Genomic DNA, 22143 nt, shown 5'->3' with positions numbered 1-22143 from the left:
GATGCGGGTCCAGGTCGGGTACCCGAGGTGCGGGACCTAATCACCGGTGGCGGTGGGGCGGAAGGCGGGCGCACGCCGAAGAGCCCGCACCGTGTCGGGGGCGGGCTCTTGCTGTCGTCGGCGCGACCGTCGCCCGGGTCAGCCGTGGGAGTGGCAGTTCGGGCAGATGCCCCGGTACGTCACCGACACCTCGGAGACCTGGAAGCCGAACCGTTCCGGCACCGGCAGGGCGGCGAGCGGGTCGCTGTCCAGGTGTACGTCCCTTATGGTCCCGCACCGCGAGCACACCAGGTGCTGGTGGTCGTGGTGGGCGTTGGGGTCGTACCGCTTGGCGCGGCCGTCCGTGCTGACCTCCAGCACCTCACCGAGCGAGACCAGCTCGCCGAGCGTGTTGTAGACGGTGGCGCGCGAGATCTCCGGCAGCCGCTCGGTCGCCTTCGCGTGCACCTCGTCAGCGGTGTAGTGGACGTGGTCCCCGTCGAGGACCTCGGCGACGACGCGTCGCTGCGCGGTCAGCCGCCAGCCGCGTCTCCGGAGTCGTTCCAGCAGGTCACTCATGCCAATCACCTATCAGTCAGATAAGGGCAAGGGTAGCAGTGGCTCGTCCATCACCGGATCCGGTACGAGTTTCGGGTTCTTCTTGACTTAGACAATGTCCAATGTAGGATCGGTTTCGGCGCAAGCCAAGGGCAGGTTCATGACTCAGGAGGCGCACGTGTCGGTACAGAGCAGCACCGGACCGCTGACCACGGAGGCCGGGGCTCCGGTCGCGGACAACCAGAACAGCGAGACGGCCGGCATCGGCGGTCCCGGACTCATCCAGGACCAGCTCCTGATGGAGAAGCTCGCGCACTTCAACCGCGAGCGCATCCCGGAGCGCGTGGTGCACGCCCGCGGCGCCGGGGCCTACGGCACCTTCACGGTGACCGCGGACGTCACGCGGTACACCCGCGCCAAGTTCCTCTCCGAGGTCGGCAAGCAGACCGAGACGTTCCTCCGGTTCTCCACGGTCGCCGGCAACCTCGGCTCCGCCGACGCGGTGCGCGACCCGCGCGGCTTCGCGCTGAAGTTCTACACCGAAGAGGGCAACTACGACCTCGTCGGCAACAACACCCCGGTGTTCTTCATCAAGGACGCCATCAAGTTCCCCGACTTCATCCACACCCAGAAGCGCGACCCGTACACGGGCTCGCAGGAGGCGGACAACGTCTGGGACTTCTGGGGCCTGTCGCCCGAGTCCACCCACCAGGTGACCTGGCTCTTCGGTGACCGCGGCATCCCGGCGTCCTACCGCCACATGGACGGCTTCGGCTCGCACACCTTCCAGTGGAACAACGAGGCCGGCGAGGTCTTCTGGGTCAAGTACCACTTCAAGACCGACCAGGGCATCAAGTGCCTGACCCAGCCGGAGGCCGACAAGCTCGCCGGTGAGGACCCGGACAGCCACCAGCGCGACCTGCGCGAGTCCATCGAGCGCGGCGACTTCCCGAGCTGGACCGTCCAGGTGCAGATCATGCCGGCCGCCGACGCCGCGACGTACCGCTTCAACCCGTTCGACCTGACCAAGGTCTGGCCGCACGCGGACTACCCGCCGATCGAGATCGGCAAGCTGGAGCTCAACCGCAACCCGGAGAACATCTTCGCCGAGGTCGAGCAGGCGATCTTCTCCCCGCACCACTTCGTGCCGGGCATCGGCCCCTCGCCCGACAAGATGCTCCAGGGCCGGCTGTTCGCGTACGGCGACGCCCACCGCTACCGCGTCGGCATCAACGCCGACCACCTGCCGGTCAACCGCCCGCACGCCACCGAGGCCCGCTCGCACGGCCGCGACGGCGCGCTCTACGACGGCCGGCACGGCGGCGCGAAGAACTACGAGCCGAACAGCTTCGGCGGCCCGGTGGAGACCGGCCGCCCGGCGTGGCAGCCGATCGCGGTGAGCGGCACCACCGGCGAGTCGGAGGCTCCCTCGCACGCCGAGGACAACGACTACGTGCAGGCCGGCAACCTGTACCGCCTGATGACGGAGGAGGAGAAGGAGCGTCTGGTCGGCAACCTGGCCGGCTTCATCTCCAAGGTCTCGCGCGACGACATAGCCCAGCGCGCGATCGAGAACTTCCGCAAGGCGGACCCCGACTACGGCAAGCGGCTGGAGGCCGCGGTCCAGGCCCTGCGCGGCTGACCCTTCCCTTGCCGTAACACCGAAGAGGCCGGACGCCATGGGGCTCCGGCCTCTTCGCGTGCACGCGCGCGGGCATGCGGCCGCGGGCCGGCCGCAGTACGTCTGCGCTCCGGCCGCCGTACGCCCGCGCGACGTCACCCCTGGGCCAGGGCTGTCACGCCGACGCCAGGCCCCTCACGCCGGTACGGGGCTGACCCGCTCCGTGCGCTGCTCCGGGACTGCGGCCCGACACCGGATGATGTCGCGGACCGACACGATTCCCACCGGCTCCAGGTCGTCGAGCACGATGAGATGCCGGAAGCCGCCGTGCACCATGGCGGCGGCGGCCTCGTCGAGCGTCCACTCCGGAGCGGCGAAGACCACGTCCGAGGTCGTGTGGGCCTGTGCGGTCTCCCGGTCCGGGTCCTCTCCCGCGCCCAGGGAGTTGAGGATGTCGCGTTCGGTGAGGATGCCGAGTCCGCTGGTGTCGGTGTCCAGGACGACGGCCGCGCCGACGCGCCGCGCCGCCATCAGACGGGCCGCCTGGCGCAGTGTGTGGGCGGGCCCGATGGTGAGGACCACCGTGCTCATGGCGTTGCGCACGTACATGGGCATGGAATGGAGCCACCTCCCTTGTCGCTTGCGGAATGCACCTTGCGAATCGATTCACAAGTTCACAAGCTTCGGTGTTCTCATGTTCACATGCGCCCGGGGGAGCAACAAGGGGCGCGGAACGGACGGTTTCCGTTCTCACGCCCCCGGGTGCCGGTTCGTATACGGGTTCGAGCCGGACGGGGCCCGGTTCAGGCCGGACGGGGTCTCAGCGGCGCTCGTCGCCGATGTAGCTGAGCAGCTCCTCGTGCAGCAGGCCGTTGGAGGCCGCGGCGTTCCCGCTGTGCGGCCCCGGCACACCGTCCAGGCCGGTGAACCGGCCGCCCGCCTCCTGCACGACGACCGCGCAGGCCGCCATGTCCCACAGCGACAGCTCCGGCTCCGCGCAGATGTCCACCGAGCCCTCGGCGACCATCATGTACGGCCAGAAGTCGCCGTAGCCGCGGGTGCGCCAGCAGTCCCGGGACAGTTCGAGGAAGCCGGGCAGGCGGCCCTGCTCCTCCCAGCCGGTGAGCGAGGAGTACGCGAACGAGGCGTCCTGGAGGCGGCTCACCCGCGATGCCTGGAGCCGGGTGGCGGAGGTCAGGCTGCGGCCCGTGTACGCGCCGAGGCCCTCCGCCGCCCACCAGCGGCGGTTGAGCGCGGGTGCGGAGACGACGCCGACCACCGGGCGGTCGCCGCCCTCGCCGCGCTCCATCAGGGCGATGAGCGTGGCCCAGACCGGCACCCCGCGCACATAGTTCTTGGTGCCGTCGATGGGGTCGATGATCCAGCGGCGCGGGCCGGAGCCCTCGCTGCCGAACTCCTCGCCCAGGACGGCGTCGCGCGGACGGGCGCGCTGCAGATGACCACGGATCAGTTCCTCGGCCGCCTTGTCGGCCTCGCTCACCGGAGTCATGTCCGGTTTGGTCTCGACCTTGAGGTCGAGTGCCTTGAACCGCTCCATGGTCGCGGCGTCGGCGGCGTCCGCCAGGACGTGGCCGAGGCGGAGGTCATCGTGATAGTCGGGCATGTGCGAACAGTATCGACTGGTCTCCGGCACGAGCCACATGACGCCGGTTGCCCGGCGCGTACGGACCCTTGACAGCCCCTGGCGGCGAGTCAATTCTGTGCGGCACACCGGCCATCTGGGCCGGCGGCCTGGGAGGCGACGATGCCTACAGCGCGTGAATCCCTGCTGGACGCCGCCTACGCGGCGCTCGCGGCCAGGCCGTGGGCAGGAGTCCGGATGGTCGATGTCGCGGCCGAGGCCGGGGTATCCCGGCAGACCCTCTACAACGAGTTCGGCAGCAAGGAGGGCCTGGCCAGAGCCCTGGTGCGGCGGGAGACGGAGGGCTACATCGCCGGGGTCACCCGGGCCCTGGCGGAACCGGGCGCCGGGCCGGGCGGGACGGGCGGTGACGTGGAGGCCCGGGTGGTGGCCGCGGCCGCGTGGACCGTACGGGCCGCCCGGACCAATCCGCTCGTACGGGCGGCGCTGACGGGCTGCTGGAGCGAGCGGCTGCCGGCCCCGGCGGGCGGAATACCGGGACGGCGCGGACCGTACCCCGGCGGCGTGAGCGGCCAGCCGGGGGCGCGCGCGGACGGGCCCCCGCCGGGCCCGACCGACCTGGTGAGCCGGTTCAGCGACTGCGCGATGGCGGCGCTGGAGGCCGACTGGCCCAAGGAGAACCTCCCCGAACTCGGCACCGCCTGCGCCACCGCGGCCCGCCTCACCCTGTCGTACGTCGTCGCCCCCGCCGAGCCCGAAGACCTCACCCGCCAGCTCCACCGGGCCTTCGCCCACGCCGTGCACCGGACCTGACCGCCGCCCGAGCGCCCCGGGCGACCACCGGGAAGGTGACGACGGGACAGCACCGAACGAGACCGGTCAAACGCCGAACGGGACCGGTCGCCACCGGACAGGACCGGTCACCATCGCACCTAGTGCGCCGACCCCGAAAGCTGAAGCCCGATCACGCCGACGATGACGAAGGCGATGGAGACCAGCTTGAGGGTGGAGACCAGGTCGCCGAGGAAGACCATGCCGTAGATGGCGGTGCCGGCCGCGCCGATGCCGGTCCACACCGCGTAGGCCGGGCCCACGTCGAGCTTCTTCAGCGAGAGGGTGAGCAGGCCGAAGCTGCCGAGGGCGAAGCAGGCGAAGGCGATCGTGGGCCAGAGCCGGGTGAAGCCGTGGGAGAGCTTGAGGCAGACCGCGAATCCCGTCTCCAGGAGCCCTGCCACCACGACGAGCAGCCACGCCATGTCCATGCCTCCGTACGGTCCGTGACCGCTTCGCCAGCCTTGGTGTGATTATGCATTTACCTCGGGCGCCGGGCAGCAAACTTGAGCGATCAGTCCCCTTCGCGTCGCTCCCGGGTGGCCAGCAGACGGCGTAGCGAGTACAGCCGTGCCGGGTCCGCGTGGCCGTCGGCCACCCACTGGTCCAGGGCGCAGTCCGGCTCGTCGTGGCTGCACGCGCGCGGGCAGTCGGCGGTGCCGGGGACCAGGTCGGGGAAGGCGAGGATGACCCGGGCGGGGTCCACGTGGTGCAGGCCGAAGGAGCGGACGCCCGGGGTGTCGATGACCCAGCCCGAGTCGTCCGGCAGCGGGAGCGCGAGCGCGGAGGTCGTGGTGTGCCGGCCGCGGCCGGTGACCGCGTTGACGTGGCCGGTGGCCCGCTTGCGGTCCGGCACCAGCGCGTTGACGAGGGTGGTCTTGCCGACGCCGGAGTGCCCGACGAAGGCGGTCATGTGGCCGCGCAGCCGCTCCCTGACCCGGTCGGCGGCGGTGCCGTCGGCGAGTTCGTCACGGTTGGTGACGATGTACGGGACGCCGAGCGTGCCGTACGACTCCAGGAGGGCGTCGGGGGACGCCAGGTCCGACTTGGTCAGGACCAGCAGCGGGTCCAGGCCCGCGTCGTACGCGGCGACCAGGCAGCGGTCGATCAGCCGCGGCCGCGGCTCCGGGTCGGCGAGCGCGGTGACGATCGCGAGCTGGTCGGCGTTGGCGACGACCACCCGCTCGAACGGGTCGTCGTCGTCCGCCGTACGCCGCAGGGTGGAGCTGCGCGGCTCGACCCGGACGATCCGCGCCAGGGTGTCCTTCGCGCCGGACAGGTCGCCGACCACCGCGACCCGGTCGCCGACCACGGCGGACTTGCGGCCCAGTTCGCGTGCCTTCATCGCGATGACCGTGCGGTCCTCGATGAGGCAGGTGAGCCGGCCCCGGTCGACGGTCAGGACCAGGCCCTCGCTGGCGTCCTCGTGCTTGGGCCGGATGTTCGTACGGGGGCGGTTGCCCTTGCGGTTGGGACGGACGCGGATGTCGTCCTCGTCGGGGTTCTTGCCGTAGCGCCGCATGGTCTGAGGAGCCTCAGCCTCTCCGCGCGGGGGCCGTGGCCTCGCCGAGCATGCCGGCCCACAGGGCGGGGAAGTCGGGCAGCGTCTTGGCGGTCGTCGCCACGTTCTCGACCTGCACGCCCGGTACGGCCAGGCCGATGACCGCGGCGGCGGTGGCCAGCCGGTGGTCCTCGTAGGTGTGGAAGATGCCGCCGTGCAGCGGACGCGGCCGGATGTGCAGGCCGTCCTCGGTCTCCGTGACGTCGCCGCCCAGCTCGTTGATCTCCTTGGTGAGCGCCGCCAGCCGGTCGGTCTCGTGCAGGCGCAGATGGGCGACGCCGCGCAGGGTGGAGGGGGAGTCGGCGAGGGCGGCCACCGCGGCGATGCCGGGGGTCAGCTCGCCGACCTCGCTCAGGTCGACGTCGATGCCCTGGACGCGGCCGGTGCCGGTGAAGGTCAGGCCGCGCTCGGTCAGCTCGCAGGAGCCGCCCATGGCGGTGAAGATCTCGCGCAGCGCGTCACCGGGCTGGGTGGTGCGCTCGGGCCAGTCGGGAATGGTGACCCGGCCGCCGGTGACCAGCGCCGCAGCCAGGAACGGCTGGGCGTTGGACAGGTCCGGCTCGACGATCAGGTCGCGGCCCAGCAGGGCGCCGGGGGTGACCCGCCAGACGTTCGGCTCGCCGCCGGACTCGGGGGTGTCCACCTGGGCGCCGACGCTGCGCAGCATGTCGACGGTCATCCGGATGTGCGGCATCGAGGGCAGCGCCGAGCCGACGTGCCGTACCTCGACGCCCTGGTTGAAGCGCGGCGCGGACAGCAGCAGCGCGCTGACGAACTGGGACGAGGAGGAGGCGTCGATCTCCACCGCGCCGCCCTCCAGGGCGCCGCCGCCGTGCACCGTCATGGGCAGCGCGCCGCGGCCGTCGTCGTCGATCCGGGCGCCGAGCGAGCGCAGCGCGTTGATCACGCCGTCGAGCGGGCGCTCGTAGGAGCGCGGGTCGCCGTCGAAGCGGATGGCGCCGTCGGCGAGGGCGGCGACCGGGGGCAGGAAGCGCATGACCGTACCGGCGTTGCCGACGTCGACGGTGGCCGGGCCGTGCAGACCGGCCGGGATCACCCGCCACGCCTCGCCGCCGCCGCCGTCCGCGCCGGCCGTCGCGGCGGCGTTGGAGGGGGCGGTCTCCTCGATGCCGACGCCCATCGTGCGCAGCGCCTCGGCCATCAGCAGGGTGTCCCGGGAGCGCAGCGGCCGGCGTAGCCAGCCGGGTTCGGAGGACAGGGCGGCGAGGACGAGGCCACGGTTGGTGACCGATTTGGAGCCGGGCACGGTGACGGTGGCGTCGACCGCTCCGGCAGCGACGGGGGCGGGCCAGAGGGCGGGATGCACGGGGCTCTCGGTCATGTCCCTCACTTTAATGGCTGGGACGGGGTGCAGATCTTGATCAAAAGTGGCGCAACCTGCAGGAAACACGGCACTGATAGTGCAGGCCGGGTCACTGTCCGGCACCGCGCTCCCGAGGACGCGCTCCGGGGCGCACCCCGAGGACACCGGTGCCCCGTCCGTACCGTACGGGCGTGAGGGCACGGCTCGCGCCCGGAAGGCGGGCACCGGCGCACGGCCCGCGCCCGGGGGACGGGTGCCGGCGCACGGCCCGTACCGGTTCAGAGATTCAGCAGCCACCGGCCGCCGCCGGCCAGCGAACTGAGCGTCACGAGGTGGAAGAGGCCCAGCCAGACGGCCGCCGGTACCCGGGTGAGCCGGGCCAACTGGTCGGGGTCGGAGTCCCCGGCCCGGCCGCGGCGCCGCTTGCCCTGGAGTTCGAAGGGCGGCCGTACGCCGCCGAGCAGCAGGAACCACACCACCGCGTAAGCGAACGCCGCCTGCACGTCCGGGGTGGTCAGCCAGGAGACGAGGAAGAAGGCGGCCCCGGAGAGCACGACGGTCAGCACGCCGTACGCGTTGCGGATCATCAGCAGCATCGCGGCGAGCAGCACGACGGCGCCCCACAGCAGCGCCGTGATGTGCCCGGAGGCCAGCAGCCAGGCGCCGAGCAGCCCCAGCAGGGAGGGGGTGACGTACCCGGCGGCCGCGGTGAGGATCATGCCCAGGCCGGTCGGCTTCCCGCGCGAGACCGTCAGCCCCGACGTGTCGGAGTGCAGCCGGATGCCGGACAGCCGGCGGCCGCTGAGCAGCGCGACGAGCCCGTGGCCGCCCTCGTGGGCGATGGTGACGGCGTTACGGGACAGCCGCCAGGCGCGGTACGGGACGATGGCGCCGAGGGCGAGCACCGCGGTGACCAGCACGAGCCAGGGCGGCGGATCGGGCTGGATGCCGAAAACCCTGTCCCATACGTCGGTGATATGACCGGTGTCCATCTCTCCCCTTGGTGTGGCGTGGCACTGTGGCATACATGTGCGGACGGTATGCAGCGAGTCGCGGCCCCGAGGATCTGGTGGGGCTCTTCGAGGTCGAGAAGTGGGAGCCGGAAGAGACCCTGGCGCCCGACTGGAACATCGCCCCGACGAAGAGCGTCCAGGCGGTGCTCGAACGTCCCCTTAAAGACGCGGAAGACCGCCGTCCGGTTCGCCAGTTGCGCAGACTGACCTGGGGGCTGGTCCCGTCCTGGGCGAAATCGCCCGATGTCGGCGTCAAGATGATCAACGCACGGGCGGAGACGGTGCACGAGAAGCCCTCGTTCCGGCGGGCGTTCGCGGCCCGCCGCTGCCTGCTGCCCGGCGACGGCTACTACGAGTGGGTCACCGCCGCGTCCGAACGGCAACTGGAGGAGCAGGGCAAGAAGAAGCGGCCCCGCAAGCAGCCGTACTTCGTCACACCGGCGGACGGCCAGGTGATGGCGCTGGCCGGGCTCTACGAGTTCTGGCGCGACCGCACCCTGCCCGACGACCACCCGCAGGCCTGGTGGGTGACCTGCACGGTCGTCACCACCGAGGCCGAGACCGCCCCGCTGGCGAACGCGGACGGCGGCGAGGGCCCGCAGACGCTCGCCGACATCCACCCCCGGATGCCGCTGGTCATGACGCCCGACAAGTGGGACGCCTGGCTCGACCCGGCCCGTACGGACGCGGCCGACCTGCTGCCGCTGCTCGCGCCGCCGCCCGCCGGGCTGATGCGCGCGTACCCGGTCCCCACCGACGTGAGCAACGTCCGCAACAACGGCCCGGAGCTGGTCAAGGAGCTGGCGGCGCCGGAGGTGGGCACGCTGTTCTGAGGCCGGGGCGCCCGCCGCACGCGGCACGGGCCCGCCGCGCGCCCCCGTACGGCACCGGGCGCGCGGGGCGGCAGGATGAGGGCGTGAGCGAAACAGTTGAGACCCCTGTGGGTGAGGCACGCATCACCTGGCACCCGGCGAAGGGCGCGCGGGCCGTCCTCGCCGTCGGCCACGGCGCCGGCGGCGGCATCGAGGCACGCGACCTGCGCGCGCTGGCGGCGGAGCTGCCCGCGCGCGGCTACACCGTGGCGCTGGTCGAGCAGCCGTGGCGGGTGGCCGGCAAGAAGCTGGCACCGGCCCCCAAGACGCTGGACACCGCCTGGACCGCACTCTGGCCCGCCCTGGAGAAGCCCGGCCTGCCGGTCGTCGCGGGCGGACGCAGCGCCGGGGCGCGCGTGGCCTGCCGCACGGCGCGCGCTCTGGGCGCGCACGGCGTACTGGCGTTGAGCTTCCCGCTGCACCCGCCGGGCAAGCCGGAGAAGTCGCGCGCGGACGAGCTGACCGGCGCCGGGCTGCCGACGCTGGTGGTGCAGGGCGGCCGGGACCCGTTCGGGCGGCCGTCGGAGTTCCCGGCGGGCACCCGCGTCGTCGAGGTGCCGTACGGGGACCACGGTTTCGCCGTACCGAAGAAGGCGGACCTCGACGAGCCGGCGGCGATGGCCGTGATCACGGACGCGGTGGGGGAGTGGCTGGACGGACTGCTCGCCTGACCCCCGGCCTGGACGGACTGCTCGCCCGACCCGGCGGGGAGCCGGCCCGTACGCCCTCAGCCCTCCTGGTCCCGGCCGCGCGGCCGGGCGCGTACGTGCATCCGCTCGCCCTGCCGCCCGAAGAGGCTGAGCACCTCCACCGGTTCGCCGCCCGCCGGCCCGAACCAGTGCGGCAGCCGGGTGTCGAACTCCGCCGCCTCGCCGGACCGCAGCACCACGTCCCGGTCCGCGAGCAGCAGCCGCAGCCGCCCGGAGAGCACGTACAGCCACTCGTAGCCCTCATGGGTGCGCAGGTCGGGCTCGCCCGCCACCGGATCGATGACCAGCTTGTACGCCTGGAGCCCGCCGGGCTGCCGGGTCAGCGGCACGAACGTCATGTGCGCCCGGCGCTGTGGCACCGCGCGCACCCGGGGATCGCCCACCTCCGGCGCGCCGACCAGCTCGTCCAGCGGCACCTGATGCGCCTGGGCGAGCGGCAGCAGCAGTTCGAGCGTGGCCTTGCGGCCGCCCGATTCGAGCCGGGAGAGGGTGCTCACCGAGATGCCCGTCGTCTCCGAGAGGGCGGTGAGCGTGACCCCTCTGTCCTGCCGCAGCCGCCGCAGCCGCGGTCCCACGTTCGTCAGCACCCGTTCGTACGCCTTGTCGTCCATCTCTTCATTGCTGAAGCGGCAAGCCGTTTTGTCAAGTGTGCCCCGGCCGCGTGGCCTGTTCCCGCGGGCTCCGTGACCATGCTCACGGGGCGGCTCCGCGGGCGGGAATGACGTGCGGGGTGCGGCTGTTGTGCCGGTTGTAGGAACGCTGAGGGAATCTTCGAAGAAGTGGGGTCCGCCGCATGGGAATCGCTTGCCCAGCCCGCCCGCAGGCCGCTGACCTGCAGTGGTCACACCTGAGGGGCGCCCAGGCCGCCATGGCTGGAGCGGCGGCGATACCGGATCGTCGTCTATTCTCCGAATCGAGCGGGTCCGCGTCCGGATCCGTCACGGTGTTGGAGGAGGTGGGTCCGGTCACCGGTACCGACGCAGGGACCGACGGCACGGCAGAGGAGCACGTCGGCCACGGGAAGCGGGAGACGGACGCCGAGCGCAACGCGCGCTTCGAGCGGGACGCGCTCACCTTCCTGGACCAGATGTATTCGGCCGCGCTGCGCATGACGCGCAACCCGGCCGATGCGGAGGACCTGGTTCAGGAGACGTATGCGAAGGCGTATGCGTCCTTCCACCAGTTCCGTGAGGGAACGAACCTCAAGGCGTGGCTGTACCGCATCCTCACCAACACCTTCATCAACTCCTACCGCAAGAAGCAGCGCGAACCCCAGCGCAGTGCCGCCGAGGAGATCGAGGACTGGCAGCTCGCGCGCGCCGAGTCGCACATGTCCACGGGCCTGCGGTCCGCCGAGTCCCAGGCGCTGGACCACCTGCCCGACTCCGACGTGAAGGCGGCCCTCCAGGCCATCCCGGAGGAGTTCCGCATCGCGGTCTATCTCGCGGACGTCGAGGGCTTTGCGTACAAGGAGATCGCCGACATCATGGGTACACCCATCGGCACGGTGATGTCCCGTCTGCACCGCGGCCGGCGCCAACTGCGCGGCATGCTGGAGGATTACGCCCGTGAGCGCGGGCTGGTCCCCGCCGGGGCAGGCGCTGCGTCCGCGCAGTCGTCGCAGTCGCACGATCGGAAAGGCTCGGGATCATGAGCTGCGGAGAGCCGCACGAGAAGGACTGCTCAGAGGTCCTCGACCACCTGTACGAGTACCTGGACCGGGAGATGCCGGCCGGTGAGTGCGAGAAGTTCCAGGAGCACTTCGACGAATGCTCGCCCTGCCTGGAGAAGTACGGGCTGGAGCAGGCCGTCAAGAAGCTCGTCAAGCGCTGCTGCGGCCATGACGACGTCCCCGTCGACCTGCGGTCGAAGGTGATGGGACGGATCGACCTGATCCGCGCGGGCGAGGCCGTGCCCGAGCAGAGCGTGCTCGAACAGGCCAAGCAGGAGCAGGCGGCGGCCCGCGCCGCCGCGGCCGCCAAGGCCCCCGAGCAGGCGTCCGGGCCCGGTCCGGACAGCACGCTCGACGCGCGTGGTGAGACCGCGCGGGCCGAATAGCGCGGCGTATCACCCCAAGGGGTGAGGGGCGGGACGGTTCGTCCCGCCCGAATCACTGATCCGCCCTTGCACCGCCGGGCCGCCCGTCCGCCGCCGGACTGCCGCGGCTCCGCCGCCCGGCGGTCGCCCGCAGGGGCTCAACTTCCCTACGCCGGGCCGCCGTTCCCGTACGGCAGGCCGCCGTTCCGTATGCCCTGCCGCCTACCTCGGCGGCCTTACGGGACGAGCCCTCGCCCCGTAAGACTCCTGTTCCCGGACTCCCGCACCGGTCCACGGCGGATCCCTGCACAGATCCCCTGCGGGCCCGCTCACAGATCCCTGCGCAGATCCCCGCAAAGGCCCGCGCAAGGTCATGGAACCGATGGGTAATGAGCGGCCCCGGAGATGGGCATGGTTGGATGCGAAGGAACCCCCGCGAACGGGGATTCAGGGGGTCGGCGAAAGGCAAGGAGCCGGTGAGGGGGACGGCGGCGGGCCGCGGACGGCGCGGCAACCGGGCTGAGCCCGGCGGCAATCTGTGGCAGGTTGTCGAGTGGGCCCTCGAACGGCCCCCGGCCTCCGTCCGGGGCGGTATCCAGGAAGCAACCAGCAGGCGGGAATCGTGAAGATCTTCGGCAAGGTACGGCACCGGCCCTCCGCCTCGTGGCGGCAGGCGACCGACCGCGCTTTCACGCTGATCGGTGACGGCCGTTACGAGGACGCGGGCGCGCTGCTGACGCGGGCGGCCGACATGGAGCCGTGGCTGTCGGAGTCCTGGTTCAACCTCGCGCTGCTGCACAAGTTCCGGCACGACTGGGAGCAGGCGCGCGCCGCCGGACTGCGCGCGGTCGCCCTGCTGGACCGCGAGGCCGGCGCCCCCGACTGGTGGAACGTGGGCATCGCCGCCACCGCCCTGCAGGACTGGCCGCTGGCTCGGCGGGCCTGGCAGGCGTACGGCCTGAAGGTCCCCGGCGAGGGGTCGCCGTCCGCCGAACCGGTCGGCATGGAGCTGGGCAGCGCCGCCGTGCGCCTGTCGCCCGAGGGCGAGGCCGAGGTGGTCTGGGGCCGCCGGCTGGACCCGGCCCGGATCGAGGTGCTCTCCATCCCGCTGCCGTCCTCCGGGCGGCGCTGGGGCGAGGTGGTGCTGCACGACGGCGTGCCGAACGGCGAGCGGACGACCGCGGCCGGCCCGTCCTTCCCGGTGTTCGACGAGATCGAGTTGTGGGCGCCCTCGCCGGTCCCCACCTGGGTGGTGCTCCTGGAGGCCGCCACGGAGGCCGACCGGGACGCCCTGGAGCGGCTGGCCGCCGACGCGGGTTTCGCCGCCGAGGACTGGTCGTCGTCCGTACGCCTGCTGTGCCGTACGTGCTCGGAGAGCCGGATGCCCAGCGACGAGGGCGAGGGCGAGCACCTGGACCCGCACGACCACAGCGAACCGGGCCATCCGGGGCCGCTGGGCCACCGTACGGCGGGCTCCGGCTCGCTGTGGGTGCCGGAGCGCGAGTGCGGCATCGCGGCCCCCGCCGGGCTGGTGCGCGGCCTGCTGGACGGCTGGGTCGCGGACAGCCCGGACACCCGGGAGTGGCGGGACCTCGAAGAGGTCTGCTGACGGCCGGCGCCCGGCATCCAGCGCGCGCCCGGCGCCCCACGCGCCCCGGCACCGCGCCCGGCCGGAACCGGACGCGGTCTCCGCGAGCCCGCGGGGCGCCCCGCGTAGGCTGGAGGGCGAAGATTTTGGGTTTCCAGGAAGGCGTACGGCGGACATGGCGCAACAGCCTGTTTTTGACCACAACGAGGAGCGGGCGGCGGAGGGCTTCGTCGACGACGTCACCGGCGCGGCGGAGCGGGAGGAGGCGCACCGCGAGCGCGGCACGTCCCGCCCGATCACCGTCGTCGGCAACCCGGTGCTGCACAAGGAGTGCAAGGACGTCACCGAGTTCGACGACAAGCTCGCCCAGCTCGTCGACGACATGTTCGCCAGCCAGCGCACGGCCGAGGGCGTGGGCCTGGCCGCCAACCAGATCGGCGTGGACCTGAAGGTCTTCGTCTACGACTGCCTGGACGACGAGGGCGTACGGCACGTCGGCGTGGTCTGCAACCCGGTCCTGGACGACCTGCCGGTCGAGCGGCGGGTGCTGGACGACTCGAACGAGGGCTGCCTGTCGGTGCCCGGCGCGTACGCGGAGCTGCCCCGTCCGGACTACGCGGTCGTCCGCGGCCAGGACATCGAGGGCAACCCGATCGTGGTCCAGGGCACCGGCTACTTCGCGCGCTGCCTCCAGCACGAGACCGACCACCTGTACGGCTACCTGTACATCGACCGGCTCTCCAAGCGCGACCGCAAGGACGCGCTGAAGCAGATGGCCGAGCGCGAGCCGCGCTACCCCGTCGTCGCCAACGACTGAGCCGCGGCCCGGCCCCGTTTATTTCGCCGTGCCTGCGGCGTACGCGGTGGCGTACGCGCCCCAGATCCGGGGCGGTATCCCGTTGCCGAACAGCCGGGCGTCGCCGCCCACGCCCTCCATGGGCAGCAGCCGCGGCGCCCCCGGCTGGGCGCGGAAGACGGTGACGGCGGTGGTCAGCCCGCCGCGGGGCGCGCCGTCGTTGCCGATGAACCAGGCCGACCGCATGCGGTCGGCGGGACCGGTGCCGCCCGCAGCGACGCCCTGCGGCAGCTTGGCGACGGCCTCCTGGGGCAGCGCCTTCCAGGCGAAGGCCCGCAGCGCGAAGGTGACGCTGCGCGCGGCCTCCGTGGTCAGCACGCGGCGCGGCTCCGGCGGCTCCAGGCCCGGCAGCGGCTTGCCGTCGTGCACGACCTTGGTCACCGAATACGGCTCGGACCGGTTGCCGTCGTTGCTGAACAGGGAGTACGCGCCGGCCAGCCGGATGGCGCTGGGCGTGGAGGTGCCGAGCGGGAACGTCGGCTCCAGCTTGGCCAGGCTGCTCTTGTGCAGGCCCGCGTCGAGGGCCAGGTCCCGGATCTTCTCCAGCCCGAGGCGTTTGCCCGCGCTGACGAACGGTGGGTGGGCGGAGGTCACCAGGCCCTCGTACAGGGCGGACGGCAGTGCGACGGCCGGTGACGGGCCGCCGGGTCCGGGAACGGCTTCCGCGGCCTCGGTGCTGCCCTCGCGCAGGGCGGTGGCCAGCACGAACGGCTTGAAGGCCGAGCCCGCCGGTACGCCCGCGGTGTCGGCGTTGTTGGCGAAGTGCTTCGTCGCGTCCGGGCCGCCGTAGAGCGCGACGACGGCGCCGTCCCGTGGCCGTACGGACGCGGCACCGAATTCCACGTACGCGTCGGCGGCACGTTTCTTCGGATCGATGCTGCGGCGCCGTTCGTCCTCCACCGCTTTCGCCAGCAGCGCCACCTTGTCCTTCTCGAAGGTGGTGTGGATGCGGTAGCCGCCGCGGGCCAGATCGCGGTCGGTCAGGTCCGTACGGCTCCTGAGGTATTTCTTCGCGGCGTCGACGAGATAGCCGGTCTGGCCTTTCTGGCTGGTCGGTGTGACCGGTTTCCGCGGCTCCGGGAACGTGGTGTAGCGGGCACGTTCCTCCCGGCTCATCAGGCCGGTCGCCACCTCACGGTCCAGAATCCACTTCCAACGCTCCACCGCCCGCTCGTGGTTGGCGTCGCTCAGCGCCGGATCGTACTGCTCGGCGCCCTTGAGCAGCGCGGCCAGCGCCGCGCCCTGGCTGGGGTCCAGGCTCTTGGCGGGAATGCCGTAATAGGCGTTCGCGGCGGCCTGGATGCCGAACGAATTGCGCCCGAAATAACTGGTGTTGAGGTAGCCCTGCAGGATCTCGGACTTGGATTTGCGGTTGTCCAGCTTGAGCGCGATGAAGAATTCCTTCACCTTGCGCTTGAGGGTCTGGTCCTGTGAGAGGTACGTGTTCTTCACGAACTGCTGGGTGATGGTGGAACCGCCCTGGGCCTCCTCGCCCTTGGCCATGTTCACCGCGGCGCGGGCGATCCCGGAGAGCGAGACACCGGAATCGGAGTAGAAACTCGCGTTCTCGGCGGCGATGACGGCGTGTTCGACGGAGTCGGGCACCTGGGCGAGGGTGACGTTCTGCCGGTTGACGGCGCCCTCGCTCACCATCTGGCTGCCGTCCGCCCAGTAGTAGACGGTGGCTTCCTGGCGCGAGGCGGCGTTCTCGTCCGGGATGTCGACCTGGACGTAGACGGTGACGAAGAGCCCGGCGAGACCGGCCGCGCCGACGGCGGCGGCGCCGAGCTGCTGTCTCCAGGACGGCAGCCAGCGGCGCCGGCCGGCGCGGCCCTGGCGGGGATAGTCGATGAACCGTTTCTTCGGTTGCTCGCTGCCCTTCATGCAAGGGGAGAGCAGGCGAGCCGGGGCAGGGTTGCCGTCGCCCGCACGTTGTCATCGACTCATCAAATCCGATCCGGATTCGTCGGACATAAAGAAACGGACGGTGCCGGTCCGCCCTCGTGGACCGGCACCGTCCGGCGGCTCGACCCCGACGGATCAGAACTCGTCGTCGAAGGAGACCGAACCCTCGACGGCGACCTGGTAGGCCGAGGCGCGCCGCTCGAAGAAGTTGGTCAGCTCCTGGACGTTCTGCAGCTCCATGAAGGAGAACGGGTTCTCCGAGCCGTACACCGGCGCGAACCCGAGGCGCTGCAGGCGCTGGTCGGCGACGCACTGGAGGTACTCGCGCATCGACTCGGTGTTCATGCCCGGCAGACCGTCGCCGCACAGGTCACGGCCGAACTGCAGCTCGGCCTCGACGGCCTCCTTGAGCATGGCGGTGACCTGGCCCTCCAGCTCGTCGTCGAAGAGGTCGGGCTCCTCCTCGCGCACCGTGTCCACGACCGAGAACGCGAACTCCATGTGCATGGTCTCGTCGCGGAACACCCAGTTGGTGCCGGTCGCCAGGCCGTGCAGCAGACCGCGCGAGCGGAACCAGTACACGTACGCGAAGGCGCCGTAGAAGAAGAGCCCCTCGATGCAGGCCGCGAAGCAGATCAGGTTCAGCAGGAAGCGGCGGCGGTCGGCCTTCGACTCCAGGCGGTCGATGGACTCGACCGAATCCATCCACTTGAAGCAGAACTCGGCCTTCTCCCGGATGGAGGGGATGTTCTCCACGGCGGCGAACGCGGCCGCGCGGTCCTCCGGGTCGGGCAGGTAGGTGTCCAGCAGCGTCAGATAGAACTGGACGTGCACGGCCTCCTCGAAGAGCTGCCGGCTCAGGTAGAGCCGCGCCTCGGGGGAGTTGATGTGCTTGTACAGCGTCAGGACCAGGTTGTTCGCCACGATCGAGTCGCCGGTCGCGAAGAACGCGACGAGCCGGCCGATCATGTGCTGCTCGCCGGGCGACAGCTTGGCGAGGTCGGCCACGTCGGAGTGGAGGTCGACCTCCTCCACGGTCCAGGTGTTCTTGATCGCGTCGCGGTAGCGGTCGTAGAAGTCCGGGTAGCGCATCGGGCGCAGGGTCAGCTCGAAGCCCGGGTCGAGCAGGTTCTTGCTGCCGGTGGTGGCGGTGTGCGAGGCGGCGGCGGACGTCTCGGTCTTCTCAGGGATGGTGGTCATGATTACTGGCATGCCTCGCAGGACTCGGGGTTTTCCAGGGAGCAGGCGACGGCCTCGGGGTCGGCCGCCTGGGCGGGTACGGGAGCGGTCTGCGCGCCCCCGCCCGTGCCGCGCGCGGACTGGGCGATACGGGTCGCCGGGCGCGAGCGGAGGTAGTAGGTGGTCTTGATGCCGCGCTTCCAGGCGTACGCGTACATCGAGCTGAGCTTGCCGATGGTCGGCGACGCCATGAACAGGTTCAGCGACTGGCTCTGGTCGAGGTAGGGCGTACGGTCCGCCGCCATGTCGATCAGCGCGCGCTGCGGGATCTCCCACGCCGTGCGGTACAGCGCGCGGGTCTCGGCGGGAATCCAGTCCAGGTCCTGCACCGAGCCGTTGGCCTCGCGCAGGGCGTCACGGGTGCGCGCGTCCCACAGGCCCAGCGCCTTCAGTTCCTCGATCAGGTACGCGTTGACCTGAAGGAACTCGCCCGACAGCGTCTCGCGCTTGAACAGGTTCGAGACCTGCGGCTCGATGCACTCGTACACGCCCGCGATGGACGCGATGGTGGCGGTCGGCGCGATGGCCAGCAGCAGCGAGTTGCGCATACCGGTCGCCGCGATACGGGCGCGCAGCGCCGTCCACCGGTCCGCCCAGCGTGGCTCGGCGTTCGGGTAGTGGTCCGGGTGCAGCACGCCGCGGGCCGTACGGGTCGCGGACCAGGCCGGGTGCGGGCCGTGCCGTTCGGCGAGGTCGGCGGACGCCTCGTACGCCGCGAGCATGATCCGCTCGGAGATACGGGTGGACAGCTCCCGTGCCTCGGGCGAGTCGAAGCCCAGCCGCAGCCGGAAGAAGACGTCCTGGAGGCCCATCAGGCCCAGGCCCACAGGGCGCCAGCGGGAGTTGGAGGTGCCGGCCTGCTCGGTCGGGTAGAAGTTGATGTCCACCACGCGGTCGAGGAAGGTCACCGCCGTACGGACCGTGGCGTCCAGCTTCTCCCAGTCCATCTCGCCGTTGTCACCCAGGTGGGCGGCGAGGTTGACCGAGCCGAGGTTGCAGACGGCGGTCTCGCCGTCGTCGGTGACCTCCAGGATCTCGGTGCACAGGTTCGAGGAGTGCACGACCTTGCCGGGCTCGGCGGTCTGGTTCGCGGTGCGGTTGGCGGCGTCCTTGAAGGTCATCCAGCCGTTGCCGGTCTGCGCGAGGGTGCGCATCATCCGCGAGTACAGGACCCGGGCCGGGACCTGCTTGACGAAGCGGCCCTCGGCCTCCGCCTTGCGGTACGCGGCGTCGAACTCGTCGCCGTACAGGTCCACCAGTTCGGGCGCGTCGCTGGGGGAGAACAGCGACCAGTCGGCGTCCGCCTCGACGCGGCGCATGAACTCGTCGGGGATCCAGTGCGCGATGTTGAGGTTGTGGGTGCGCCGGGCCTCCTCGCCCGTGTTGTCGCGCAGCTCCAGGAACTCCTCCAGGTCCGCGTGCCAGGTCTCCAGGTAGACGCAGGCGGCGCCCTTGCGCCGGCCGCCCTGGTTCACGGCCGCGACCGAGGCGTCCAGGGTGCGCAGGAACGGCACGATGCCGTTGGAGTGGCCGTTGGTGCCGCGGATCAGCGAGCCGCGGGCGCGGACCCGGGAGTACGACAGGCCGATGCCGCCGGCGTGCTTCGAGAGCCGGGCCACCTGGTGGTAGCGGTCGTAGATCGAGTCCAGCTCGTCCAGCGGGGAGTCCAGCAGGTAGCAGGAGGACATCTGCGGGTGCCGGGTGCCGGAGTTGAAGAGGGTGGGCGAGGAGGGCAGGTACGACAGGGTGCTGGTCAGGCGGTACAGCTCGGCGACGTCGGCCAGGGCCCGCTCGCTGTGGTCCTCGGCCAGGCCGCAGGCCACCCGCAGCAGGAAGTGCTGCGGGGTCTCGATCACCTGGCGGGAGATCGGGTGGCGCAGCAGGTAGCGGGAGTGCAGGGTGCGCAGGCCGAAGTAGCCGAAGCGGTCGTCGGCGCCGTCCGTCAGGGCGCGCTCCACCAGCTCGTCCAGACGTGCCGCGTGGGTGCGGACGAACTCCGCCGTGCTGTCGGCGATCAGGCCCTCGCGGTGGCCGACGGCGACGGAGGCGGAGAAGGCGACCGCCCCCTCCGCGGCCGCCTCCTCCGCGATGGCGCGGGTCAGCAGGCGGGCGGCCAGCTTGGAGTACTGCGGCTCGTCACCGATCAGGCCGGCCGCGGCCTCCATGGCCAGCGAGCGCAGCTCGGCTTCGTCGGAACCGGGGTGGCGGCCGCGCAGCGCGGCGGCGGCGATCTTGCCCGGGTCGGTGGCGGGCAGGTCGACGGTGAGGTCGGTCAGGGTGCGCAGCAGGGCGGCGCCGGGGGCGTCCGCGGCCTGGCCGCCGGGGCCCTGCCGGGGCTGCGTGTCCTTCGCGGGCTGCACGACCTGCTCGGCTGCTGCGGGCTCCGTTGGCGCGATGGTCACGTGCTGCTCTCCCTCACTCGGCGGGGGCCTGGGGAGGGCAGGGGGCGCGTACGGGCGTGCGGCACCCCCGGCACGGCAAGGGGCGCGCGGGCACACCGCGCAGCGTCCACCGGTCCAACCCGCGAGACCCGGACGTATCGACGACCGCGCCGGTCCTGGCGCGGGCGTGCTGTGGGCAGGTCTTCGGACTCACGGGTGCGGTTTGCGCACTACGTACACCGTTGCGGGACAGTTCCGGATTCGCACCGGATTCCCCTGCGACGACAGCGAGCACGAGCATACATCTTGTGCTGCCTCGTGCACCCACCCCCATATCTTGTGTCGCGTTGGCGCGGGGATGTCCGGAGCCGTGGTATTCGGCGGCCGTTCGGGGGCGGTTTCCCGGGGTTTTCCTGGGCCTCCGAGAGGGTGCCACGCGGTGGCTCGGGGGGTGTTCCCGGGGTTCCGCGGCCGTACGCCGGGCCGGGTGCCGGGCGTTTCGCCGGGCCTGTCGCGGCGTGTCCGCCGGGCGGGCTGCGGGGCTGTCCGGCGCGGGCTGGACGGGGGCTGATGCAGGGGGCGTATTGGTGGCGCGGAATGTCCCTGACGCGTTGACCGGGACTCCGGGAGCGTATTGGCTCCTTGTCTGCTCCGTCGGTCCGGCGGGGCGGGTGGGGGCCTTGTGCGAGGGGGAGTCATGCGAGGAGCCGGTGGGGCGCGGGGCGCCGTGCGCGTCGTGGGGCTGGTGGTGGGGGCGTGCGTGCTGGCGGGGGTGCTGCCCATGGCGCCGGCGGCCGCGTTGGGGCAGGCGGCCGCGGCGGGACGGGCGGTGCCGGCCACCGAGCGGGTCAGCGTCGCCGCCGACGGGACGCAGGGAAACGGTTTTTCGGGCGATCCGACGCTCAGTGCGAACGGGCGGTTCGTGGCATTCACCTCGGAAGCCACCAATCTGGGGCCCACGGACACCAACGGCCACCAGGACGTCTACGTCAAGGATTTACGGACGGGAAAGGTCGACCTGGTCAGTGTCGCCGGTGACGGCACGCCCGGTGACGCCCTCTCCGGCTCGCCCGAGATCAGCGCCGACGGGCGGTATGTGGCCTTCTACTCCAGCGCGACGAACCTGGTCCCCGGCGACACCAACGGCGAGGGCGACGTCTTCGTCCACGACCGCCGCACCGGGCGCACCACGAGCCCCACGGCGGGCGCCGGGAAGTCCCCGTACGGTTACGGGGTCCAGAACTTCGCCCTCAGCGGCGACGGCCACCGCCTCGCCTTCGGCTCCTACCGCCCCGACCTGGTGCCCGGTGACACCAACGAGCGCCTGGACATCTTCGTCCACGATGTGCAGAAGGGAACGACGCGACGGGTCAGCGTGGCGAGCGACGGCACCCAGGCGGACGGCCCGTCCGCCTTCCCGTCGATCAGCGCCGACGGCCGCCGGATCGCGTTCACCTCGAAGGCGACCAACCTCACCCCCGCCGGGCCCGGCTTCCGCCGCCCGCCGCCGCAGGACCCCCTGTACGTCCACGACCTGGCCACCGGGCGGACCCGCGTGGCGAGCCTGAGCACCACGGGCGCCGTGGTCGGCGTGTCGCCGTCGCCCCGGCTCAGCCCCGACGGCCGGTACGCGGTCTTCTCCGCCTTGGCCGCCGACGTGGTGCCGGACGACACCAACGGCACGTACGACCTCTTCGCCCGCGACCTGGAACGCGGCACCACCCGGCTGCTGTCCCGCGCGCACGACGGCACCCAGGGCAACGGCTGGTCCTCCGACGGGCGGCTCGACGCCGGCAACCGGCGGCTCTTCTTCACCTCGGCGGCCACCAATCTGGTGCCCGGCGACACCAACGGCCAGGTGGACGGCTTCGTCCGCGACCTGCGCACGGGACAGGTCGAGCGGATCAACGTCGGCGCGGACGGCGGCCAGTCGGCGTCCTGGACGAACACCGCGGCACCCGACGCCGCCGGACGGCTGGCGGCCTTCGACTCGCGCGACGACGGGCTGGTGCCCGGGGACACGAACGGGACGGGCGACGTGTTCGTCCGGCGGCTGGAGCACTGA

Annotated in this window: 20 protein-coding genes and 1 riboswitch; of the genes, 9 read left to right on the top strand and 11 right to left on the bottom strand. The window is 71.7% G+C overall.

The features are described from left to right. Positions 1-138: 138 nt before the first annotated feature. Positions 139-558 (bottom strand): Fur family transcriptional regulator, encoded by a 420-nt coding sequence (locus EJG53_RS13675; RefSeq protein WP_125045080.1) that lies wholly within the window; start codon positions 556-558, stop codon positions 139-141. 139 nt (positions 559-697) lie between these two features. On the opposite strand from EJG53_RS13675, the gene EJG53_RS13670 reads away from it, so the two are divergent. Further along, positions 698-2179 carry a catalase gene (locus EJG53_RS13670; RefSeq protein WP_125045079.1) on the top strand — a complete coding sequence of 494 codons (1482 nt, stop codon included), beginning with the start codon at positions 698-700 and terminating at the stop codon, positions 2177-2179. A gap of 174 nt (positions 2180-2353) precedes the next feature. Here EJG53_RS13670 and EJG53_RS13665 read toward each other — a convergent pair whose 3' ends face one another. After that, entirely contained in the window at positions 2354-2767 is a 414-nt protein-coding gene (locus tag EJG53_RS13665; RefSeq protein WP_125049352.1) for a CBS domain-containing protein, read from the bottom strand. A gap of 211 nt (positions 2768-2978) precedes the next feature. After that, positions 2979-3782 carry a histidinol-phosphatase gene (gene hisN, locus EJG53_RS13660; protein ID WP_125045078.1) on the bottom strand — a complete coding sequence of 268 codons (804 nt, stop codon included), beginning with the start codon at positions 3780-3782 and terminating at the stop codon, positions 2979-2981. A gap of 141 nt (positions 3783-3923) precedes the next feature. Between hisN and EJG53_RS13655 the strand changes: the two genes are divergently transcribed. Continuing rightward, positions 3924-4574, top strand: a complete 651-nt coding sequence (locus tag EJG53_RS13655; protein WP_125045077.1) for a TetR/AcrR family transcriptional regulator — start codon at positions 3924-3926, stop codon at positions 4572-4574. A 119-nt stretch (positions 4575-4693) separates the two neighbouring features. On the opposite strand, the gene EJG53_RS13650 is transcribed toward EJG53_RS13655, so the two are convergent. The 4 genes from EJG53_RS13650 to EJG53_RS13635 all read right to left on the bottom strand — a co-directional run bounded on the left by EJG53_RS13650 (position 4694) and on the right by EJG53_RS13635 (position 8469). Beyond that, positions 4694-5017, bottom strand: a complete 324-nt coding sequence (locus EJG53_RS13650) for a DMT family transporter (protein WP_030022114.1) — start codon at positions 5015-5017, stop codon at positions 4694-4696. 89 nt (positions 5018-5106) lie between these two features. Then, entirely contained in the window at positions 5107-6114 is a 1008-nt protein-coding gene (gene rsgA / locus EJG53_RS13645) for a ribosome small subunit-dependent GTPase A (RefSeq protein ID WP_125045076.1), read from the bottom strand. 13 nt (positions 6115-6127) lie between these two features. Further along, the gene (gene aroA, locus EJG53_RS13640; RefSeq protein WP_125045075.1) at positions 6128-7495 is read right to left on the bottom strand and encodes a 3-phosphoshikimate 1-carboxyvinyltransferase; all 1368 of its coding nucleotides are present in this window, start codon (positions 7493-7495) and stop codon (positions 6128-6130) included. A gap of 260 nt (positions 7496-7755) precedes the next feature. Beyond that, positions 7756-8469, bottom strand: a complete 714-nt coding sequence (locus EJG53_RS13635) for a M50 family metallopeptidase (RefSeq protein WP_125045074.1) — start codon at positions 8467-8469, stop codon at positions 7756-7758. 35 nt (positions 8470-8504) lie between these two features. On the opposite strand from EJG53_RS13635, the gene EJG53_RS13630 reads away from it, so the two are divergent. Beyond that, positions 8505-9323 (top strand): SOS response-associated peptidase, encoded by an 819-nt coding sequence (locus EJG53_RS13630; RefSeq protein ID WP_125045073.1) that lies wholly within the window; start codon positions 8505-8507, stop codon positions 9321-9323. 83 nt (positions 9324-9406) lie between these two features. Beyond that, positions 9407-10033, top strand: coding sequence for an alpha/beta hydrolase family protein (locus tag EJG53_RS13625; RefSeq protein ID WP_125045072.1), 627 nt, complete (start codon positions 9407-9409; stop codon positions 10031-10033). Positions 10034-10089: 56 nt separating this feature from the next. Here the strand turns inward: EJG53_RS13625 and EJG53_RS13620 are convergent, their stop codons facing one another. Next, complete coding sequence (locus EJG53_RS13620) at positions 10090-10683, bottom strand: helix-turn-helix domain-containing protein (RefSeq protein ID WP_125045071.1); 594 nt, start codon at positions 10681-10683, stop codon at positions 10090-10092. A gap of 344 nt (positions 10684-11027) precedes the next feature. Between EJG53_RS13620 and EJG53_RS13615 the strand changes: the two genes are divergently transcribed. From EJG53_RS13615 to def, 4 genes are all read left to right on the top strand, one after another. After that, positions 11028-11726: a sigma-70 family RNA polymerase sigma factor gene (locus tag EJG53_RS13615; RefSeq protein WP_031001129.1), complete on the top strand. Its 699-nt coding sequence runs from the start codon at positions 11028-11030 to the stop codon at positions 11724-11726. Then, positions 11723-12130: a mycothiol system anti-sigma-R factor gene (gene rsrA / locus EJG53_RS13610; protein ID WP_031001130.1), complete on the top strand. Its 408-nt coding sequence runs from the start codon at positions 11723-11725 to the stop codon at positions 12128-12130. Before EJG53_RS13615 ends, rsrA begins: the two co-directional genes overlap by 4 nt. Positions 12131-12731: 601 nt before the next feature. Further along, a complete protein-coding gene (locus EJG53_RS13605) occupies positions 12732-13718 on the top strand; it encodes a tetratricopeptide repeat protein (RefSeq protein WP_031001132.1) in 987 nt (328 codons plus the stop codon). Between the two features lie 154 nt (positions 13719-13872). Then, entirely contained in the window at positions 13873-14514 is a 642-nt protein-coding gene (gene def, locus EJG53_RS13600) for a peptide deformylase (protein ID WP_125045069.1), read from the top strand. Positions 14515-14532: 18 nt separating this feature from the next. Here def and EJG53_RS13595 read toward each other — a convergent pair whose 3' ends face one another. The 3 genes from EJG53_RS13595 to EJG53_RS13585 all read right to left on the bottom strand — a co-directional run bounded on the left by EJG53_RS13595 (position 14533) and on the right by EJG53_RS13585 (position 20099). Continuing rightward, positions 14533-16437, bottom strand: a complete 1905-nt coding sequence (locus tag EJG53_RS13595) for a transglycosylase domain-containing protein (RefSeq protein WP_125045068.1) — start codon at positions 16435-16437, stop codon at positions 14533-14535. A 156-nt stretch (positions 16438-16593) separates the two neighbouring features. Beyond that, positions 16594-17658 carry a ribonucleotide-diphosphate reductase subunit beta gene (locus EJG53_RS13590; RefSeq protein WP_125045067.1) on the bottom strand — a complete coding sequence of 355 codons (1065 nt, stop codon included), beginning with the start codon at positions 17656-17658 and terminating at the stop codon, positions 16594-16596. 2 nt (positions 17659-17660) lie between these two features. Then, on the bottom strand, positions 17661-20099 hold the full coding sequence (locus tag EJG53_RS13585) for a ribonucleoside-diphosphate reductase subunit alpha (protein ID WP_125045066.1): 2439 nt from the start codon (positions 20097-20099) through the stop codon (positions 17661-17663). Positions 20100-20256: 157 nt separating this feature from the next. Then, a riboswitch (cobalamin riboswitch) is annotated at positions 20257-20419 on the bottom strand. 356 nt (positions 20420-20775) lie between these two features. Between EJG53_RS13585 and EJG53_RS13580 the strand changes: the two genes are divergently transcribed. Then, positions 20776-22143, top strand: a complete 1368-nt coding sequence (locus tag EJG53_RS13580) for a TolB-like translocation protein (RefSeq protein WP_125045065.1) — start codon at positions 20776-20778, stop codon at positions 22141-22143.

This window comes from Streptomyces chrestomyceticus JCM 4735 (assembly GCF_003865135.1).
GTDB lineage: Bacteria > Actinomycetota > Actinomycetes > Streptomycetales > Streptomycetaceae > Streptomyces > Streptomyces chrestomyceticus.
Note: the sequence above shows the minus strand (reverse complement) of the source record. Positions and strands in the feature narration are given on the sequence as shown.

Excerpts from the sequence above, each read along its gene's own strand:
- EJG53_RS13675 (WP_125045080.1), bottom strand. The coding sequence starts at position 558 with ATGAGTGACCTGCTGGAACGACTCCGGAGACGCGGCTGGCGGCTGACC.
- EJG53_RS13670 (WP_125045079.1), top strand. The coding sequence starts at position 698 with ATGACTCAGGAGGCGCACGTGTCGGTACAGAGCAGCACCGGACCGCTG.
- EJG53_RS13665 (WP_125049352.1), bottom strand. The coding sequence starts at position 2,767 with ATGTACGTGCGCAACGCCATGAGCACGGTGGTCCTCACCATCGGGCCC.
- hisN (WP_125045078.1), bottom strand. The coding sequence starts at position 3,782 with ATGCCCGACTATCACGATGACCTCCGCCTCGGCCACGTCCTGGCGGAC.
- EJG53_RS13655 (WP_125045077.1), top strand. The coding sequence starts at position 3,924 with ATGCCTACAGCGCGTGAATCCCTGCTGGACGCCGCCTACGCGGCGCTC.
- EJG53_RS13650 (WP_030022114.1), bottom strand. The coding sequence starts at position 5,017 with ATGGCGTGGCTGCTCGTCGTGGTGGCAGGGCTCCTGGAGACGGGATTC.
- rsgA (WP_125045076.1), bottom strand. The coding sequence starts at position 6,114 with ATGCGGCGCTACGGCAAGAACCCCGACGAGGACGACATCCGCGTCCGT.
- aroA (WP_125045075.1), bottom strand. The coding sequence starts at position 7,495 with ATGACCGAGAGCCCCGTGCATCCCGCCCTCTGGCCCGCCCCCGTCGCT.
- EJG53_RS13635 (WP_125045074.1), bottom strand. The coding sequence starts at position 8,469 with ATGGACACCGGTCATATCACCGACGTATGGGACAGGGTTTTCGGCATC.
- EJG53_RS13630 (WP_125045073.1), top strand. The coding sequence starts at position 8,505 with ATGTGCGGACGGTATGCAGCGAGTCGCGGCCCCGAGGATCTGGTGGGG.
- EJG53_RS13620 (WP_125045071.1), bottom strand. The coding sequence starts at position 10,683 with ATGGACGACAAGGCGTACGAACGGGTGCTGACGAACGTGGGACCGCGG.
- rsrA (WP_031001130.1), top strand. The coding sequence starts at position 11,723 with ATGAGCTGCGGAGAGCCGCACGAGAAGGACTGCTCAGAGGTCCTCGAC.
- def (WP_125045069.1), top strand. The coding sequence starts at position 13,873 with ATGGCGCAACAGCCTGTTTTTGACCACAACGAGGAGCGGGCGGCGGAG.
- EJG53_RS13595 (WP_125045068.1), bottom strand. The coding sequence starts at position 16,437 with ATGAAGGGCAGCGAGCAACCGAAGAAACGGTTCATCGACTATCCCCGC.
- EJG53_RS13590 (WP_125045067.1), bottom strand. The coding sequence starts at position 17,658 with ATGACCACCATCCCTGAGAAGACCGAGACGTCCGCCGCCGCCTCGCAC.
- EJG53_RS13580 (WP_125045065.1), top strand. The coding sequence starts at position 20,776 with ATGCGAGGAGCCGGTGGGGCGCGGGGCGCCGTGCGCGTCGTGGGGCTG.